Genomic DNA, 15,359 nt, shown 5'->3' on the forward strand with positions numbered 1-15,359 from the left:
GTTCAGTGGATCCGCCGCCATGGCCCAGCAGGGCCCACCGCCGCCACCGACTGACTTTCAGGCGCTCATGGACGCGTGGGACTCTCCCGAGGAAGATGCCCAGATTGCTGCCCAGGCCGCGGATGCGGTTTTGGCGGCTGAAGCGCGCTTTGCGGAATTGGCCAGGACGATTGGCCAGTGGCGCGCCTTTCATGCCACTGCCCATGTCGATGCCCGCATGTTTGTTCCCCAGGAAGTGCATGCCGTCAGCTGGCTTGCCGACCGGCCCGATCCACCGGTTGCGGTGAGCTGGCAACCACAAGCCGTCTATACCAGTTGCAACGGCCGGGCCGCTGTGACGACCGGCGGTTGGCACCATCCAGCGGACGGTGTTGGCTATTTCACCACCGTCTGGCAGCAAAGTCACAGCGACGGTTGGCGGTGGGTCGTCGATCATGGTGACCGGTTGCAAACGGCCAGGCCCACACCGGCTGAGGTGACGCGGCGTGCCGCATCCTGCGCCAATTTTCTGGCCCGCTCCACCGCTGCCCGACATTTGTATAGTTCCATGACCCGGCGCACATGGTTTTCGGATGACTCCTCGTTAGTCGTCGAATGGCAGGTCGGCGCGATGGGTGAGCGGGAGCTCTGGGTTCGAATGTGGAATGGCACTGACTATGTCGAGGTCATTCACGATGTGGTGGGTGCATCCGACCGATGATCGACCTTTTCATTTCTGCCTTTGTCACACTGTTCGTCATCATCGACCCGCCGGGGTGCGCGCCGATCTATGCCAGCCTGACAACCGGGGCCAATCCGCAACAGCGCCGCAACATGGCGATTCGCGCAACGCTGATTGCCGGTGCCATCCTGCTGTTCTTTGCCCTGTTTGGCGAAGTGTTGCTGGGGGCACTCCACATAGATCTCGACAGTTTCCGGATTGCAGGTGGCATCATGCTGTTTGTCATCGCGCTCGATATGGTGTTCGAAAAGCGCACCGAACGGCGGGAAAAGCGGGCTGAGGAAATACTCGCCACACCACAGGTGGAGGATGTCTCCGTTTTTCCCATGGCTATGCCGATGATTGCCGGGCCGGGGTCTATCGCCTCGGTGATGCTGCTGGTCAGCCAGAATGAAGGGCTCGACCGTGCGATGGTGATTTTCGGCGCGCTGTTCGCCGTACTGGCACTGACACTGGCTGCCCTGCTGGCGGCTGGCCCGATCATGCGCGTGTTGGGTGCAAAGACGGAGGCGGTGATTACCCGCCTGCTCGGTGTGCTGCTGGCGGCTCTCGCCGCGCAATTTGTCATTGACGGGCTGAGGGCGAGTTTTCCAACGCTGGCCTGAATTGAAAGGGGCGCTTACCGTCACCGGCAGCGCCCCTCTTCCGTTTCAGCAAATGCGAATGCTCAACCAGCCGCGTTAACGTCGTTCTGGGTCACCGGTGCGATGCGGATTTCAACCCGCCGGTTGCAACGATAGCCTTCCTCGCTGGTTTCCGGGCACTTTAGCGCCGTTTCGCCATAGCCGCGTGCCGCAATTCGCGCCGTTTGCACGCCCCGGCTCGACAAATAGCTCGACACCGCATTGGCCCGCCGTTCGGACAGGCCCTGATTATAGACTTCGGACCCGCGCGAATCGGTGTGGCCGTAAATGTCGATATAGGTGCTGGGGTAGTCGCGCAGCGTCGTGGCAACCTGATCGAGCGTCGACTGGAACTGCGGTTGTACCGTGGCGCTGTCATAATCAAAGGTCACGTCACCGGGCATGTTCAGCACCAGCTGGTCCCCCTGCCTGTCGACAGTGATACCCGTGCCTGCTGTTTGTTCGCGTAGCCGGCGTTCCTGCCGGTCCATATAGGCACCTACTCCGGCCCCTGCCACGGCGCCTATGCCAGCGCCAACGATCCGTTCGGTCCGGTCCCGCTTGCCACCGACCAGATCGCCCAACAGATACCCGGCGCCAGCGCCAAGCACCCCGCCGATGGCAGCCCGCGATATGGTCCGATTTCCGGTTTCGGGGTCGGTGACGCAGCCGGTGGAGCTCAACGCGATCACCGCCGTGCCGAGGGCGATGCCTGCCAATTTCAATCTGTGCATCTGTCTATCCTTCACATTGACAAGACAAGTGTCCGCTTGCCTGCGCACATCGCTTGCCGGACATAATTCCCGAGCCCGGCCATTGTTCCGTTGCATGTCCGAACCAATGCTGAACGGCTGCGCCATGGCCGGTTCACCACTGTCCCTTGTCGAAAGCCGTCACAGGGCCGTATATGGGTCCTCGGTCGCCCTGTTCAGGGGAAGGCTTTGGTCCAGCACAGGCGGAAGAGTTGAACGGATTTCCTTGGGGCGACGTCGCCATCATCCTAGCGCTGGTGGTCGTCAATGGTTTGCTTTCCATGTCGGAACTGGCGATTGTCTCAGCACGTCGTCCCCGGCTCGAGGCCATGGTTCGCCGCGGCAAGTCCGGCGCACAGGCCGCGATAGACCTTGCGGCTGATCCTGGCCGATTCCTGTCGACAGTCCAGATTGGCATCACGCTTGTCGGTATCATCGCCGGGGCCTATTCCGGCGCCAGTCTGGGTGCGCCGGTGGCCTTGCGGATGGAAGCATGGTTGGGCGTGAAGCCTGACATTGCGGAAACTCTGGCCTGGGTCATCGTCATTTCGATCACCACCTATCTCTCACTGGTTGTGGGTGAACTGGTGCCCAAACAATTCGCTTTGCGCTCACCCGAACCGATTGCCGCACTGGTCGCCAAGCCGATGCAGTGGATCGCCCGCCTGACCGCGCCGCTCGTCTGGCTGCTTGATGGCAGCAGCTCGCTGATCTTTGCCGCCATCGGCCTGAACCGCGAAAGCGACAACAAGGTCACGGCGGAGGAACTGCATCTTGTGGTTGCCGAAGCCAGCCGCTCTGGCGTGATCGAGGAAAGTGAACGGGCGATCATTTCCGGTGTCGTGCGGCTCGCTGACCGCCCGGTACGTGAAGTGATGACTCCGCGCACCGACGTTGACTGGATTGATGCCGATGCCGATGCCGACGCGATCCGCGAACGGTTGATGGCGACCCCGCACACGCGCCTTCCGGTGGGTGCCGGTGCGGTTGAGGACCTGATCGGGGTCGTCCAGGCGCGCGACATTGCAGTCGCCCTTTTCCGCGGCGAGAGCATTGATCTGCGTCGTCTGGTCCGCCGCGCGACGGTGGTGCCTGATCAGCTTGATGCGATGGATGCGCTCGAAGCCTTGCGGGTATCAGAAGTGCCCATGCTGTTCGTCCATGACGAATATGGCCATTTCGAAGGGCTGGTTACACCGGCTGACCTTTTGTCTGCCATTGCCGGCGAATTTGCGTCCGATCAGGATATTGGCAACGATCCGCAACTGGTTGAGCGAGAGGACGGCTCATTGCTCGTTTCGGGCTCAATGCCTGCAGATGCGCTGGCCGATCGGCTTGGCATCTCTCTCGATGAAGATCGCGATTACGCGACCGTCGCCGGCCACGCCCTGTACCTTCTGAAACATCTCCCGACCGTCGGGGAGAGTTTTGTCGATCAGGGCTGGCGTTTCGAAATCGTTGACATGGACGGACGCAAGATTGACAAGCTGCTGGTCAGCGAAGCCGCCGAGGATTGAAGGCGAGCAGCCCCTGCACCGCCCCTTCCCTTATTTGTTTTCACTGCCCACCGCGCCAAACCGCGCGGCAAAGCCGGCATGGTCACCCCGGGCCAGATACCCCGCCTGCTCGACCCAATTGTCACGCGTGATGCGGCCCTTGAACGAACCCAGATATTGATCGACTTCGGCAATGTCGGCATCGCTCCATGCGGCAATCTGGTCAAACCGGCTGATGCCAAGTCCGGCTAGCAGCGTCTTCAACTTGGGGCCGACCCCCTTGATCAGCGACAGGTCATCGGCCTCGCCAACGGCAGGGGCAATCTTGGGTTTGGCGGCGCTCTCACCAGCAGTTGCTGCCGTCACGGCCGGTGTTTCCGCCACAGGCGCCACAAACTTCACCGGCTCGGCAACATCGATCACCGGCTTGACCGGTTCCAGCGGCGATGGCGCCGCAGCCGTGGGCTTGCCGATTTTCCCTGCCGGCTCGTCAATATCGGGAAGGTCGCTGGGCGCCGATCTGGTCGGCAGCCATATCCATGCAGCCGTAACAATGCCGATCAGCAGCGCGATCAGGCACAGATACCAATAGTCAATGGCCCAGTTGATCATGTCACACTTCCTTGTCGTCGCCGTATCGCGCCATTGCCCCGCCGTGTTCCAGCGTCAATGGAAAAGCGGCGGCCTGACGGTTCAGGCCTCGCGCCGGCCCCACAACAGCCAGCCGATGATGACCCCCAAAAGGTAAAGGCCGAGCAGGACCAGCAACGATTCGATGAACAGGTTCATGGCTCAATTCCCCGTGGCAGCGGTTGGCGCATTGCTCGCCACCTTGAAGTCGATCCGGCGGTTGGCGGAATCAGCCGCAGCTCCCCGACCCGGTTGCACCGGTTGGCTGGAGCCATAGCCCTGGGCTACAAGGCGCTGAGCCGGAACGCCCTTGCCGGTCAGAGCGGCAACAATAGCGTTGGCGCGAGCCAGCGACAGGACCTGATTGCTGACGGGATTGCCGGAGGCGTCGGTATGGCCCGCTACCTCGACAACCACGCCCTCGCACGGCGCCAGTGCAGTGGCCAAGGCGTCGATCAGCGATTGCGACTCCGCCTTGATGGTCGCGGCACCGCTGTCAAACTGGATGGCCTTGCCGGCGACCACACTGTCCACCTGTCCCTGACAGGCGTTGACCTCGGCCACGGTGGCTGCTGACTCGGCCTTCGCGTCGGTCGCCAACGGTACGGCCGACCTCGCATCGGCCCAGTGCGCGTCCTTCATCCCCGGCACCGCGCGCACGGCCGCCAACAGCCGGTTCCGCGTCGCTTCGTCGGCCTCGCCGGACAGTATCGCTACACGGTTGAGCGCCGGCTCGCGCTCCATGGTCAGATTGATTGTGCCACCGCCCGCATTGCCCAATGCCGTCTTGGCCCGGCTTTCCAGCCGTTCGACAAAGCCAGCGCCGCTGCCCAGGCCACTGTGCGCCGCCATGGCCAACAGCGACGTGGCCACACCGCCGATGACGAATTTGATCAAGCCGTTCATGTTGCCCCCCATAGGCGTTTTTCTGGCGAAGCCTCGCCACCAGACGCCGCATGATAGGACTTCGGTCCCCGGGGTGGCAATCGTCCCTTCGCCGGACGGGTCAAGCCGTTCCGTTCTCGCGTGCCACTTCGCGCCAGCCAATGTCCCGGCGGCAAAAACCGTCAGCAAAATCGACAGCATCCACAGCGGCATAGGCTCTGGCCTGCGCCTCTCTCGCCGTGGGGCCGCGGGCGGTCACGGTCAAAACGCGCCCGCCGCTTGCGACAATGTCGCCGTCCCGTTCGCTCGTGCCGGCATGAAAGACATGGGCGCCATTGGCTTCGGCGGCCTCGATCCCGCGAATCACGCCGCCCCTGGCCGGTGTCCCTGGATAACCCTTTGCCGCCATCACCACGGTCAGAGCGGTGTCCTTGCTGAACCGGACCGGGTCCGCCTCCGCCAGCCTTCCCTCGGCGGCATGCAGCATCAGCGAAACCAGGTCACCCTCATATCGGCTCATCAGCACCTGGCATTCGGGGTCGCCGAACCGGCAATTATATTCGACCAGCTTGGGCCCTTCCCCGGTCAACATAAGCCCGCAATAAAGCGTGCCGGTATAGGGCATCCCATCGCGGGCCATCGCTCGGACAGTCGGCTCGATGATCTCGGCAAAGGCCCGTGCTTCCAGTTCCGGCGTCAAAACCGGAGCAGGCGAATAGGCGCCCATTCCTCCCGTGTTCGGGCCCGTGTCCCCATCGCCCACCCGCTTGTGGTCCTGTGCTGACCCAAAGGGAATGATGGTTGTGCCGTCGGTGATGGCGAACAGGCTGACTTCCTCGCCACGCATGAACTCCTCGATCACCACTTCGGCGCCGGCATCGCCAAAACCGCCGCCGAACATATGTTCCAGCGCCGCTGCTGCATCTTGCGCTGTCTCGGCAATCACCACGCCCTTGCCGGCTGCCAGCCCGTCCGCCTTGATCACAACCGGCAGGCCGAACCGGCCGATGTCGGCGAGCGCTTCGGCCTTGCTGCGGTGGCGGGCATAGGCTGCTGTCGGGATGTTTTCCCGGGCGCACAGATCCTTGACGAAGCCCTTGGACCCTTCCAGCTGCGCGGCAGCCTTTGACGGGCCATAGACAGCAAGTCCATGCAAGGCGTCAGCCAGCCCGTCGACCAGCGGTCCCTCGGGTCCGACCACGACGAGACCGATTGCCTCGGCCTCGCAAAAGGCGCGAACCGCAGCATGATCATTGACATTGATCGGCACCAGTTCCGCATGCCGGGCAATGCCGGGGTTGCCCGGCGCGGCGAACAGCGTATCGCACAGCGGTGATTGCGCCAGCTTCCAAGCCAGCGCATGTTCGCGCCCGCCGGATCCGATCAGGAGAATGTTCATTGCCGCAATCCGTCCCGTTTGATGATGTGCCCGATGAAAGCGGGCGGCTGGTAGCGCAGCCGCGCGGCGGGGACAATGCCGCGCCCCTTTCGGTTGGCGAATTGTCGATGGCACTCAAGCGGATGGTTGAGCAGGGGTTCGGCCATGTCAGGGTGCGTGGTGAAATATCCGGCTTCAAGCGGGCAGCGTCAGGCCATGTCTACCTTGCGCTCAAGGATGCTGACGCGCTGATCGACGGCGTTATGTGGAAAGGGCAAGCGGCGCGCATCCCCTTCCGGGCCGAAGACGGTCTGGACGTCATCGCGACCGGAAAGCTCACTACCTATCCCGGTCGCAGCAAATATCAGATCGTCATCGACAGCATGGAACTGGCAGGGGAGGGCGCCTTGCTCGCCTTGCTCGAAAAGACCAAGGCAAGGTTGAAGGCAGAGGGCCTGTTCGATCGCCCACGCAAACGCTGGCCCTACATCCCGCGAGTCATCGGCGTCGTCACCTCGCCAACCGGTGCTGTCATCCGGGACATTCTCCACCGCCTTGCCGACCGGTTCCCGACCCGGGTGCTGATTTGGCCGGTCATGGTGCAGGGTCCCGGCTCGGCCAACCAGATCGCGGAGGCCATTCGCGGATTTGATGCCTTGCCAGCGGAGGGGGCGATTCCGCGTCCGGACCTGGTGATAGTCGCGCGCGGCGGCGGCTCGATAGAGGATCTCTGGTCATTCAACGAGGAAATCGTTGTTCGTGCCGCTGCCGACTGCTCGATTCCCCTGATCTCCGCCGTCGGTCATGAAACCGATACGACCCTGATTGACTTCGCGTCGGACCAGCGAGCGCCGACGCCGACAGCAGCGGCCGAGATGGCGGTGCCGGTTCGTGCTGATCTGGTCGCGACGGTCAACGACCTGTCGGCCCGCGCCGCGCGCGGCTGGGCGCGCATCACGGGGCAGCAACGCGAACGGCTCGACGCCTGCGCCACCCGCCTGCCCGGGCTTGACCGGCTTGTTGCCCCGCATCGCCAACGGCTCGATGACTGGGGTGAACGATTGCCACAGGCGTTGCGCCTGACCCTCGCTCAAGGGGAGCAGCGATTCGCGCGCGCCGCCTCCGCCCTGCGTCCCTCGCTGGTGGAACAGCGTATCATGTCCGGCCGGCAACAGCTTGATGGCTTGTGGCGTCTGGCAATGTCGCTGGATCCGCGCCGTATGCTTGAACGCGGCTATGCGCTTGTCGTGGATGGCAATGGGCATGTGCTGACCAGCGCCGCGAGCGCGCGCGCTGCGGGCAGCTTGTCGCTTACCTTTGCTGATGGCGATGTGCCTGTCATCATTGCTGAAAATGCGTCCGACGCATCGGCGCCTGGCCACTCCGCTCCCTCGCCCCGGCGCCCGCGTGGCAGTGGGGGGGCAGGGGTGCCGGGCCAACCGGGGCTATTCGATTGATCCTGCGGCTGGGCTGCTAGAGCGGCAACATGGTTAGCGCGGCTTGCAATTCCGTGGCGCGATAGCCAAAATCGGCAGTATGTTGATGTCTTCGGCTTCGCGCCTCGCCAAACTTTTTTACCAACCCGGCAGCTATCGCATGCTGTCAGCCGGTGACCATGTCGTTTGCGCCTCCTCTGGCGTGAAGATCCCGCTGGACGAATTGCGTTACTGGTCGGCGGATCGGCAGGAAGCCTATGCCAGCTGTGAACTGGCGGTCCGTGCGTTGACCGGTCGTGGTCCGGCATCGGCCGGGGATTGACCGATGGCTGGAGGACGAGCGGGATTCATGTCCGATATGCGTTCCTCCTCGCTCGCGCTGGGGCTGTTCGGCGTGCCGCTGACGATGGTGCTGGCCAGTTGCATTCCGCCGGTCTCGGCGGCTTCCCCGCCATCTGCGGCCAACCCGGCCACCACGCACTCTGCGCCTCCGCCTGCGCGCCCCCAGGTGCAGCCGGCGATCCATCTTGACAGTGCTGCGATCCGCCAGGGGGATCTGGTGCGCGGTCGCATCGAACCCGCTGACGCCAGCCTTTTGCTCAATGAAGAACGGCTCAGCGTTGCGCCGGATGGTTCGTTCATTTTCGGTCTGGATCGGGACGCGCCCGCCACCGCCGCGCTGGAGTTGCGCGTGGCGGATGTGGTTGTGGCCCGGCGGGATCTGACTGTGGCGCCCGGCAACTGGTCGATCCAGCACGTCAACGCCCCCATGCGCGGCGCGGCACGCAGCAATGCCGAATTTGAAAGCCGTCGTCCCGGCGAATTGGCCCAAATGGCCGCCGCGCGGCGGACTGTGGTGACCAGTGATGGCTGGCGGCAACAGTTTATCTGGCCGGTGCGCGGCCGTATCTCCGGCGTGTTCGGTTCCCAGCGCGTGTATCAGGGCACGCCGGGCAACTATCACAATGGTGTCGATGTTGCCGCCCCCACTGGGACGCCTTTGCTGGCGCCGGCCGACGGCGTCGTCATCCTTGCCGCGACTGAACCCTTCACGCTGGAGGGATATTTGCTGATGATCGATCACGGCAATGGCCTGTCGAGCGTCTTTCTCCACAACAGCCGGCTTGATGTGCGCACCGGGGACAGTGTCCGGCAGGGGCAGGTGTTGGGGGCCGTTGGCATGACCGGTCGGACAACCGGGCCGCACATGCACTGGGCGATGCGCTGGAACGGCCGGAAAATCGACGCGCAACGGGTCGCCGGGCCAATGTAAGCGGGTGCCGCTTGCAGAGAGGCATGGCAAAACCGCTATCACCGCCTTCGTTGCCCGCAAACGGGCCTGCAACTGTCTTGCGCAATAAAATAACACCAATCCGGACATGGTTGTAATCTCAATACCCCGCCTGTCCGATGCTGTGGCAAAACGGCCACAGCTGGTAAAAATGGACCCCCGCCAAGGCCCTTGTCCCTTTACTCCCCCGGCCTGAACGGCCAATCGTGCACGAATCCGGACGACCGCGCTCTGAGCGTGCGCCGTTCAGGGGGAAGTAACCAGACAAAGGAACTGGACTGTGAAGACATCACGCATCGCGCAATTCAAGGCGGGCTCCGCCCCGCTGGTGCTCGGTTTGGCACTCATTGCCTCGCCGGCATTCGCTCAGGATGCGGCCGAAGACGAATCGAATCAGGACATCGTCGTCACCGGCTCGCTCATCACCAACCCGAACCTTGAGCAGGCTCAGCCTGTCACGGTCGTCGGCGCTGAAGAAATTGATCTGCAGCAGTCGAACGTCGCCGAAGAACTGCTGCGCGAACTGCCGGGCGTCACCCCGTCGGTCGGCTCGGCCGTTAACAACGGCAACGGCGGTGCGTCGTTCGTCAACCTTCGTGGTCTCGGCTCGAACCGCAACGTCGTCCTGATTGACGGCTATCGTCTGGCTCCGGCTGAACTGAACGGCCGTTTCGACCTTAACAATATTCCGCTGGCCCTGATCGAGCGCGTCGACCTGCTGACCGGTGGTGCTTCGACCACCTATGGTGCCGACGCTGTTGCCGGTGTTGTCAACTTCGTCACCCGTCGCAACTTCTCGGGTCTCGAAGTCAACCTGTCGAACCAGCTGACCGAAGAAGGCGACGGCCACACCATCCGTGCTGACGTCACCATCGGCGCCAACTTCGACGACGGCCGCGGCAATGCCGTGTTCAGCATTGGCTATCAGCAGTCGGACCCTGTCTATCAGGGCGCTCGTGACTATGGCCGCTTCGGCCTCAGCTCGGCTTCGGGCGGCGGCGGCGGTTCGGGTACGGCTGTGCCTTCGCGCTTCACGCTGGGCACCGGCGGCACCCGTCAGATGCTCGAAGATGGCTCGGCCTTCTCGGGTGTTTCGCTGTACCGCAACTTCAACTTCAACCCGTACAACGTGTATCAAACGCCGTTTGAGCGTTACAACATGTTCGGCGCTGCCAATTATGAAATCAGCGACGCTGTTGAAGTCTACACCCGTGGCATCTTCTCGAAGAACACGGTTGACACCATCATCGCTCCGTCGGGTTCGTTCGGCGTTGCGGTTCAGGTGCCGATCAACAACCCGTTCCTGACCACGGCCATCCGTAACAGCTTCTGTAACGGCAATGGTATCTCGGCTGCCGACTGCGCCGCCGCTGCCAACCCGGCCCTGCGTCCGGGCGATGCCGCCTACCGTCAGGTCACTTCGGCTCTGTTCCGTCGTGCCACCGAAGTGGGTCCGCGTATCAGCGAATACACCACCACCTACTTCGACTATCGCCTCGGCTTCCGTGGCGGCGTGACCGACACGATCAACTGGGATGTCAGCGGTTCGTACGGCCAGTCGGAAAACCTGCAGCAGATCAAGGGTTATACCCTGAACTCGCGCGTTCGTGACAGCTTCCTTGCGTCCAACACCACGAGCTGCTTCAGCGGCACGGCTGCTGGCTGCGTTCCGATCAACTGGTTCGGTCCGGAAGGCAACTCGAGCTGGACGCCTGCGGCTATCGACTTCCTCAATGAAGTTTCGACCGTTCGCACCACTTCGACCCTGGCCCAGGCCCGCGCCACCCTGAATGGTGACTTTGGCGTCGCCAGCCCGTTCGGCAGCGATCCGATCTCCTTCGCCGTTGGTGGTGAGTATCGCGAATATTCGGCTGCTCAGAACTCCGACCTCCTGGCCGCCGGTGGCGACCTTGGTGGTGCAGGTGGTGCGGCTCCGAACATCGACGGTGGTTACAACGTCTATGAAGCCATCGGCGAAGTCATCATCCCGCTGGTCCAGGATCGTCCGTTCTTCCAGGATCTGACCATCGAAGCTGGTATCCGTTACTCGAGCTACAGCATCGACGCGCCGACCAGCCCGTCGTACAACACCACGACCTGGAAGGTCGCTGGTAGCTGGACTCCGGTCGACGGTATCAAGTTCCGCGGTAACTATGCCCGCGCCGTCCGCGCTCCGAACATCGCCGAGCTCTTCTCGCCGGTGAACACGGGCCTGACCAACCTGGCTGACGATCCCTGCGCCGTGTTTGACGACGCCGGTGTCCGCATCCGTGCCAACCCGACCGGTGAACTGCGCGCAGTCTGCTTGGCTCAGGGTGCAACGGCTTCGACCATCGACAGCATCGCCCAGCCGATCGCCGGCCAGGCGAACTCGACGGGTGGTGGTAACCTCAACGTTGGTCCGGAAGTCGGCAAGACATGGACCGTCGGTGCGGTGTTCGAACCCGACTTCGTGCCGGGTCTGACCATGACGGTTGACTACTACAACATCACCATCACGGGTGCGATCACCTCGCCGACCCCGGGTGATGCCATCTCGGCCTGCTTCGGCACCAACCCGACGTCGCCGGCTGCCGGTGCTTCGGCCACCGACGCCTGCCGCATCATCCGTCGTGACCCGCTGACCGGCGGTCTCAACGGTGACCCGAACACGACCCCTGGTCTGTTCCTGTCGCTGTCGAACCTCGGCCGTCTGGAAGCCAGCGGCATTGACTTCCAGCTGAACTACACCCGCGACATCGGCTTCGCCGACCTCAGCGTGGCTGGCGTTCTCAACTGGCAGGAAACCTCTTCCTTCCAGTCGGCTCCTGGTGGTTATGTCCGTGACTGCGTCGGCTACTTCTCGTCGAACTGCGGTCAGCCGACTCCGGAAATCCAGTGGTCGGTCCGCACCACCCTGTCGTTCGAATCGTTCGACGTGTCGCTCCTGTGGCGCCACATCGACGGCACGGTCTACGAAGGTCAGGCTGCTGACTTCGCTGCCCGTGGTTTCGCCGCCAGCGGTCGCGCCCTGTTCAACGGCACGCTGCCGGCTTCGGCTGGTTCGCTCGCCGGCACGCAGGAAAACTTCACCACCATCGGTTCGGCTGATTACTTCGACCTGACCGCTCGCGTGAATGTGAACGACAACCTGACCATCGTTGGCTCGGTCCAGAACCTGTTCAACACTGCTCCGCCGCTGGTGGGTGGTGAAGCCGGTTCGACCTCGTTCAACAGCGGCAACACCTTCCCGTCGACCTACGACTCGCTGGGTCGCCGCTACGTGCTGAGCGCGAAGATCCGCTTCTGATCCTTCGGACCAGAAACGACCACAATCAGGAGGGGCGGACAGCAATGTCCGCCCCTTTTGGCTTGGTTGAGATTTCAAGGCGGAAATGAAACTGACCCGACCGAAAACCGGTCAGCCACAGGCAGCGAAACCTCCTGCCGCACTAGGAAAATGTTGGCCTTCAGCTGACCAAGGCGTGTGGCAGGGTCATCGCAATGCCCGCCCGGTCGGCAACGGCGTGCGCCCAATGTTCGACCTTGTCGATTTCATCACCATGCGCCGCTTCCGCGGCCTGACGCTCGGCGGCTCGGTCCGCTGCTGAAAACCTCTGCCCGGATTTGCTGTGTCGGGTGAAGGCTGGCCCATCCGCCACTTCCGCCGCCACCTGCGCACCCATCGGCAGGGCAAACAGCCTCCCCGTCGCCTCGACAACTTCGGCGGTTCGTCCGGTCAACAGGTCAGAATTCAGCGTCGCCATCTGGGCCGGCCCAAATTGTCCGGCAAAACGATGAAACATCGCATGCTGGGCCAGCCAACCCACGGCTGCCACTTGCAGGTCAGTCAACCGGAAATAGTCTCGGTCCTCAAATCCCAGCTGCACCGCGCCCTCACGCAACAGACCCTCCAGCAATTCACGAACCCACAGCCTGCACCACAAGCCCTTGCGTGCGACGGAAGAGAGGAACTGACGCAGGGGGGCGTGCAGGAGCACCGCCCGACTTTCTGGGCGAAGGGCCATGATTGCCGGGATCAGTCCGTTGACGATGTTCGACGGCTTGATCGCCACCGCATGCGTATCCGGCCAGCGGCGGCCCAGCAAATGCAACGCATCATCAGCCAGCCTGGCAATGTCGGCCCCGCGCATCTCTGCTCTGCGCCGGATACCCACTATGTCATTCAACAACACCGGTTCGGACAGGCTCATCGCAAGGCCGGGCCTGTCCAGTCCTCTGGCCAACAGCGTTGACCCGCAAAAGGCCGAATGAAAAATGAAATGGACCGGGCCCGACAGGTGCCGCGCAGGTTCCGCCAATGCACTGCGCTCGATCCATTCGCCGGGCCGATCACCGACCAGTTCGTCGGTCAGAAACGGCCCTTGGCTGTGCAGTTGCTGGGGAACATGGCGAAACAGAAACCGGTCGCTCGAACGGTCATACCGGTGGGCCAGCCAAGTGGAGTCGGCCAGATCGAACGAAGGTGTACCCGCTGCCATCAGCGCTGCTTGCCGCAGCTTTGCAATACTGGCAAGCCGCTTGGAAACAACGGATCGGAACGATAGAGACACGATATGGCATCCACACCGCCCCCAGCAGCCCTAGAGGCAAACAGCCGCGGCCTTGATGCCATGCGCCGTCAAGCTTTTGCCGAGGCAGCCTCCCATTTTCGTAAGGCACTGGAAGCTGACCCCACGGCCATCGGTCTTTGGGCCAATCTCGCCCATGCCTGCCGCGAAGCCGGGGATCCTGCCGGTGAACAAGCGGCACTGGAATCGGCTCTCGATCTCGACCGCCGCAATATTCCCACGCTGATCAGGCTCGCCCAGTTGCATGAACGGTCGGGCCATGGCCGCGAAGCAATGATCCAGTGGGAAGCGCTCCTGCAACTGGCCAAGGGCATTGACAATCCGTCGTCTGAACTGCTGGCCCTCCTCGACCATGCGCGAAGCTATGTCGATCAGCACAAGGCCACGCTGGAACAGGGGCTTGCGCGGACCCTGCGCCAAAGCATAGCCGACCTTGACCCGACCGCGCGCCGCCGCGCCACCGCCTTTGTCGACCATTCACTGGGATTGCGGCCCATTTACACCAATGAATGCGCCGGCCTGTGCTATCCCTTTTTGCCGGCCGACGAATTTTTCGATGAATCCCATTTCCCCTGGTTCGCCGATCTAGCCGCTGCAACCGATGCCATCCGCGCGGAACTGCGCGCCCTGCTGGCCGATCCGGGCGATGCGCTGCGGCCCTATGTCAAACTCGATACGGGGACGCCGCAAAACAAATGGAGCGCGCTCGACAATCAGCTCGATTGGGGCGCCTGCTTCCTGTGGGAATATGGCCAACCCAACCAGCCGGTGCTTGATCGGTGCCCGGCCACTGCGGCGGCGCTTGCTGCTGTGCCTGCGGCGCACATTCCCGGTCGTGCACCCAGTGCTTTTTTCTCGATCCTCAAACCGCACACCCGCATCCCGCCGCATACCGGCGTCAGCAACACGCGGGCGATCATCCATTTGCCGTTGATCGTTCCTGACCATTGCGGTTTCCGGGTTGGCGGCGAAACGCGGCCCTGGGTGGAGGGTGTGCCCTTCGCCTTTGACGACACCATCGAGCATGAAGCATGGAACGAAAGTGACGAAGTCCGTGCCGTTCTTATCTTCGATGTCTGGAACCCGCATCTCAGCCAGGCAGAGCAAAAGGTCATTGCTGATTATTATGCCACTGTTGATGATCTGGCCAGTTAATCGGGCAGAATCATTGCCTATGGCGCTTTGACTTGTTTCCACGCGGCCGCTGCATTATGGACATCACACACTTGCACCGGAGTCTCCCCATGCGCATCCGCCTGTTGACCTGCCTTGTCCCGGCCATTGCGGCAACATTTGCTGCCGTTTCGCCAGCCGTTGCCACGGCACAGGCCGCACCAGCCACGCCGGCCAATGCCACGCCCGCCGCCCCCGCGACACCGGCCAATCCGGATGATGTCATTCGCTGCCGCAGCATGGAAGTGACTGGCTCGCTCGCCCGCCGAGAACGCGTCTGCAAGACTGTTGGCGAATGGCGCCGTCTCGCTGATCGCGGCAACGACACTGCGCGCGAAATCATCGATCACAGCCGCGGGCGCCCCAGCGGCATGTAACGTTGAATGGCGGGCGTCTCGCCATG

Annotated in this window: 14 protein-coding genes; 9 read left to right on the forward strand and 5 right to left on the reverse strand. The window is 62.8% G+C overall.

Annotated elements, in window-relative coordinates; translation table 11 throughout:
- Positions 1–19: 19 nt before the first annotated feature.
- The gene (locus tag GV829_RS06505; RefSeq protein WP_169945062.1) at positions 20–700 is read left to right on the forward strand and encodes a hypothetical protein; all 681 of its coding nucleotides are present in this window, start codon (positions 20–22) and stop codon (positions 698–700) included.
- Complete coding sequence (locus tag GV829_RS06510; RefSeq protein ID WP_169945065.1) at positions 697–1,326, forward strand: MarC family protein; 630 nt, start codon at positions 697–699, stop codon at positions 1,324–1,326. Before GV829_RS06505 ends, GV829_RS06510 begins: the two co-directional genes overlap by 4 nt.
- Positions 1,327–1,388: 62 nt before the next feature.
- On the opposite strand, the gene GV829_RS06515 is transcribed toward GV829_RS06510, so the two are convergent.
- Positions 1,389–2,078 (reverse strand): YiaD family glycine zipper/OmpA-like lipoprotein, encoded by a 690-nt coding sequence (locus GV829_RS06515; RefSeq protein WP_169945067.1) that lies wholly within the window; start codon positions 2,076–2,078, stop codon positions 1,389–1,391.
- Between the two features lie 299 nt (positions 2,079–2,377).
- Between GV829_RS06515 and GV829_RS06520 the strand changes: the two genes are divergently transcribed.
- The gene (locus GV829_RS06520; protein WP_246203106.1) at positions 2,378–3,613 is read left to right on the forward strand and encodes a hemolysin family protein; all 1,236 of its coding nucleotides are present in this window, start codon (positions 2,378–2,380) and stop codon (positions 3,611–3,613) included.
- 30 nt (positions 3,614–3,643) lie between these two features.
- Here GV829_RS06520 and GV829_RS06525 read toward each other — a convergent pair whose 3' ends face one another.
- From GV829_RS06525 to purD, 3 genes are all read right to left on the reverse strand, one after another.
- Complete coding sequence (locus GV829_RS06525) at positions 3,644–4,204, reverse strand: hypothetical protein (RefSeq protein ID WP_169945074.1); 561 nt, start codon at positions 4,202–4,204, stop codon at positions 3,644–3,646.
- A 180-nt stretch (positions 4,205–4,384) separates the two neighbouring features.
- Positions 4,385–5,128 carry an OmpA family protein gene (locus GV829_RS06530; protein ID WP_169945076.1) on the reverse strand — a complete coding sequence of 248 codons (744 nt, stop codon included), beginning with the start codon at positions 5,126–5,128 and terminating at the stop codon, positions 4,385–4,387.
- A 100-nt stretch (positions 5,129–5,228) separates the two neighbouring features.
- On the reverse strand, positions 5,229–6,506 hold the full coding sequence (gene purD, locus GV829_RS06535) for a phosphoribosylamine--glycine ligase (protein WP_169945078.1): 1,278 nt from the start codon (positions 6,504–6,506) through the stop codon (positions 5,229–5,231).
- On the opposite strand from purD, the gene xseA reads away from it, so the two are divergent.
- The 4 genes from xseA (at position 6,506) to GV829_RS06555 (ending at position 12,501) form a co-directional block, all read left to right on the forward strand.
- A complete protein-coding gene (xseA, locus tag GV829_RS06540; protein WP_169945080.1) occupies positions 6,506–7,942 on the forward strand; it encodes an exodeoxyribonuclease VII large subunit in 1,437 nt (478 codons plus the stop codon). The two genes, purD and xseA, sit on opposite strands and share 1 nt — an antisense overlap.
- A gap of 79 nt (positions 7,943–8,021) precedes the next feature.
- Positions 8,022–8,243 carry a DUF2093 domain-containing protein gene (locus GV829_RS06545; protein WP_169945082.1) on the forward strand — a complete coding sequence of 74 codons (222 nt, stop codon included), beginning with the start codon at positions 8,022–8,024 and terminating at the stop codon, positions 8,241–8,243.
- Positions 8,244–8,270: 27 nt separating this feature from the next.
- The gene (locus GV829_RS06550) at positions 8,271–9,194 is read left to right on the forward strand and encodes a M23 family metallopeptidase (RefSeq protein ID WP_246203092.1); all 924 of its coding nucleotides are present in this window, start codon (positions 8,271–8,273) and stop codon (positions 9,192–9,194) included.
- A 298-nt stretch (positions 9,195–9,492) separates the two neighbouring features.
- Positions 9,493–12,501 carry a TonB-dependent receptor domain-containing protein gene (locus GV829_RS06555; protein WP_169945084.1) on the forward strand — a complete coding sequence of 1,003 codons (3,009 nt, stop codon included), beginning with the start codon at positions 9,493–9,495 and terminating at the stop codon, positions 12,499–12,501.
- 160 nt (positions 12,502–12,661) lie between these two features.
- Here GV829_RS06555 and GV829_RS06560 read toward each other — a convergent pair whose 3' ends face one another.
- Positions 12,662–13,693: a hypothetical protein gene (locus GV829_RS06560; protein WP_246203093.1), complete on the reverse strand. Its 1,032-nt coding sequence runs from the start codon at positions 13,691–13,693 to the stop codon at positions 12,662–12,664.
- A gap of 75 nt (positions 13,694–13,768) precedes the next feature.
- Between GV829_RS06560 and GV829_RS06565 the strand changes: the two genes are divergently transcribed.
- Positions 13,769–14,938: an aspartyl/asparaginyl beta-hydroxylase domain-containing protein gene (locus tag GV829_RS06565; RefSeq protein WP_169945086.1), complete on the forward strand. Its 1,170-nt coding sequence runs from the start codon at positions 13,769–13,771 to the stop codon at positions 14,936–14,938.
- A gap of 89 nt (positions 14,939–15,027) precedes the next feature.
- Positions 15,028–15,333 carry a hypothetical protein gene (locus tag GV829_RS06570; protein ID WP_169945088.1) on the forward strand — a complete coding sequence of 102 codons (306 nt, stop codon included), beginning with the start codon at positions 15,028–15,030 and terminating at the stop codon, positions 15,331–15,333.
- Positions 15,334–15,359: the final 26 nt, after the last annotated feature.

It is taken from the genome of Sphingomonas lacunae (genome assembly GCF_012979535.1).
In the GTDB taxonomy this organism is placed as follows: Bacteria; Pseudomonadota; Alphaproteobacteria; order Sphingomonadales; family Sphingomonadaceae; genus Sphingopyxis; species Sphingopyxis lacunae.

What these genes read in the sequence shown, in the direction of transcription:
- GV829_RS06505 (WP_169945062.1), top strand. Translation starts at nt 20, where the DNA reads ATGGCCCAGCAGGGCCCACCGCCGCCACCGACTGACTTTCAGGCGCTC.
- GV829_RS06510 (WP_169945065.1), top strand. Translation starts at nt 697, where the DNA reads ATGATCGACCTTTTCATTTCTGCCTTTGTCACACTGTTCGTCATCATC.
- GV829_RS06515 (WP_169945067.1), bottom strand. Translation starts at nt 2,078, where the DNA reads ATGCACAGATTGAAATTGGCAGGCATCGCCCTCGGCACGGCGGTGATC.
- GV829_RS06520 (WP_246203106.1), top strand. Translation starts at nt 2,378, where the DNA reads ATGTCGGAACTGGCGATTGTCTCAGCACGTCGTCCCCGGCTCGAGGCC.
- GV829_RS06525 (WP_169945074.1), bottom strand. Translation starts at nt 4,204, where the DNA reads ATGATCAACTGGGCCATTGACTATTGGTATCTGTGCCTGATCGCGCTG.
- GV829_RS06530 (WP_169945076.1), bottom strand. Translation starts at nt 5,128, where the DNA reads ATGAACGGCTTGATCAAATTCGTCATCGGCGGTGTGGCCACGTCGCTG.
- purD (WP_169945078.1), bottom strand. Translation starts at nt 6,506, where the DNA reads ATGAACATTCTCCTGATCGGATCCGGCGGGCGCGAACATGCGCTGGCT.
- GV829_RS06545 (WP_169945082.1), top strand. Translation starts at nt 8,022, where the DNA reads ATGTTGATGTCTTCGGCTTCGCGCCTCGCCAAACTTTTTTACCAACCC.
- GV829_RS06550 (WP_246203092.1), top strand. Translation starts at nt 8,271, where the DNA reads ATGTCCGATATGCGTTCCTCCTCGCTCGCGCTGGGGCTGTTCGGCGTG.
- GV829_RS06560 (WP_246203093.1), bottom strand. Translation starts at nt 13,693, where the DNA reads ATGGCAGCGGGTACACCTTCGTTCGATCTGGCCGACTCCACTTGGCTG.
- GV829_RS06565 (WP_169945086.1), top strand. Translation starts at nt 13,769, where the DNA reads ATGGCATCCACACCGCCCCCAGCAGCCCTAGAGGCAAACAGCCGCGGC.
- GV829_RS06570 (WP_169945088.1), top strand. Translation starts at nt 15,028, where the DNA reads ATGCGCATCCGCCTGTTGACCTGCCTTGTCCCGGCCATTGCGGCAACA.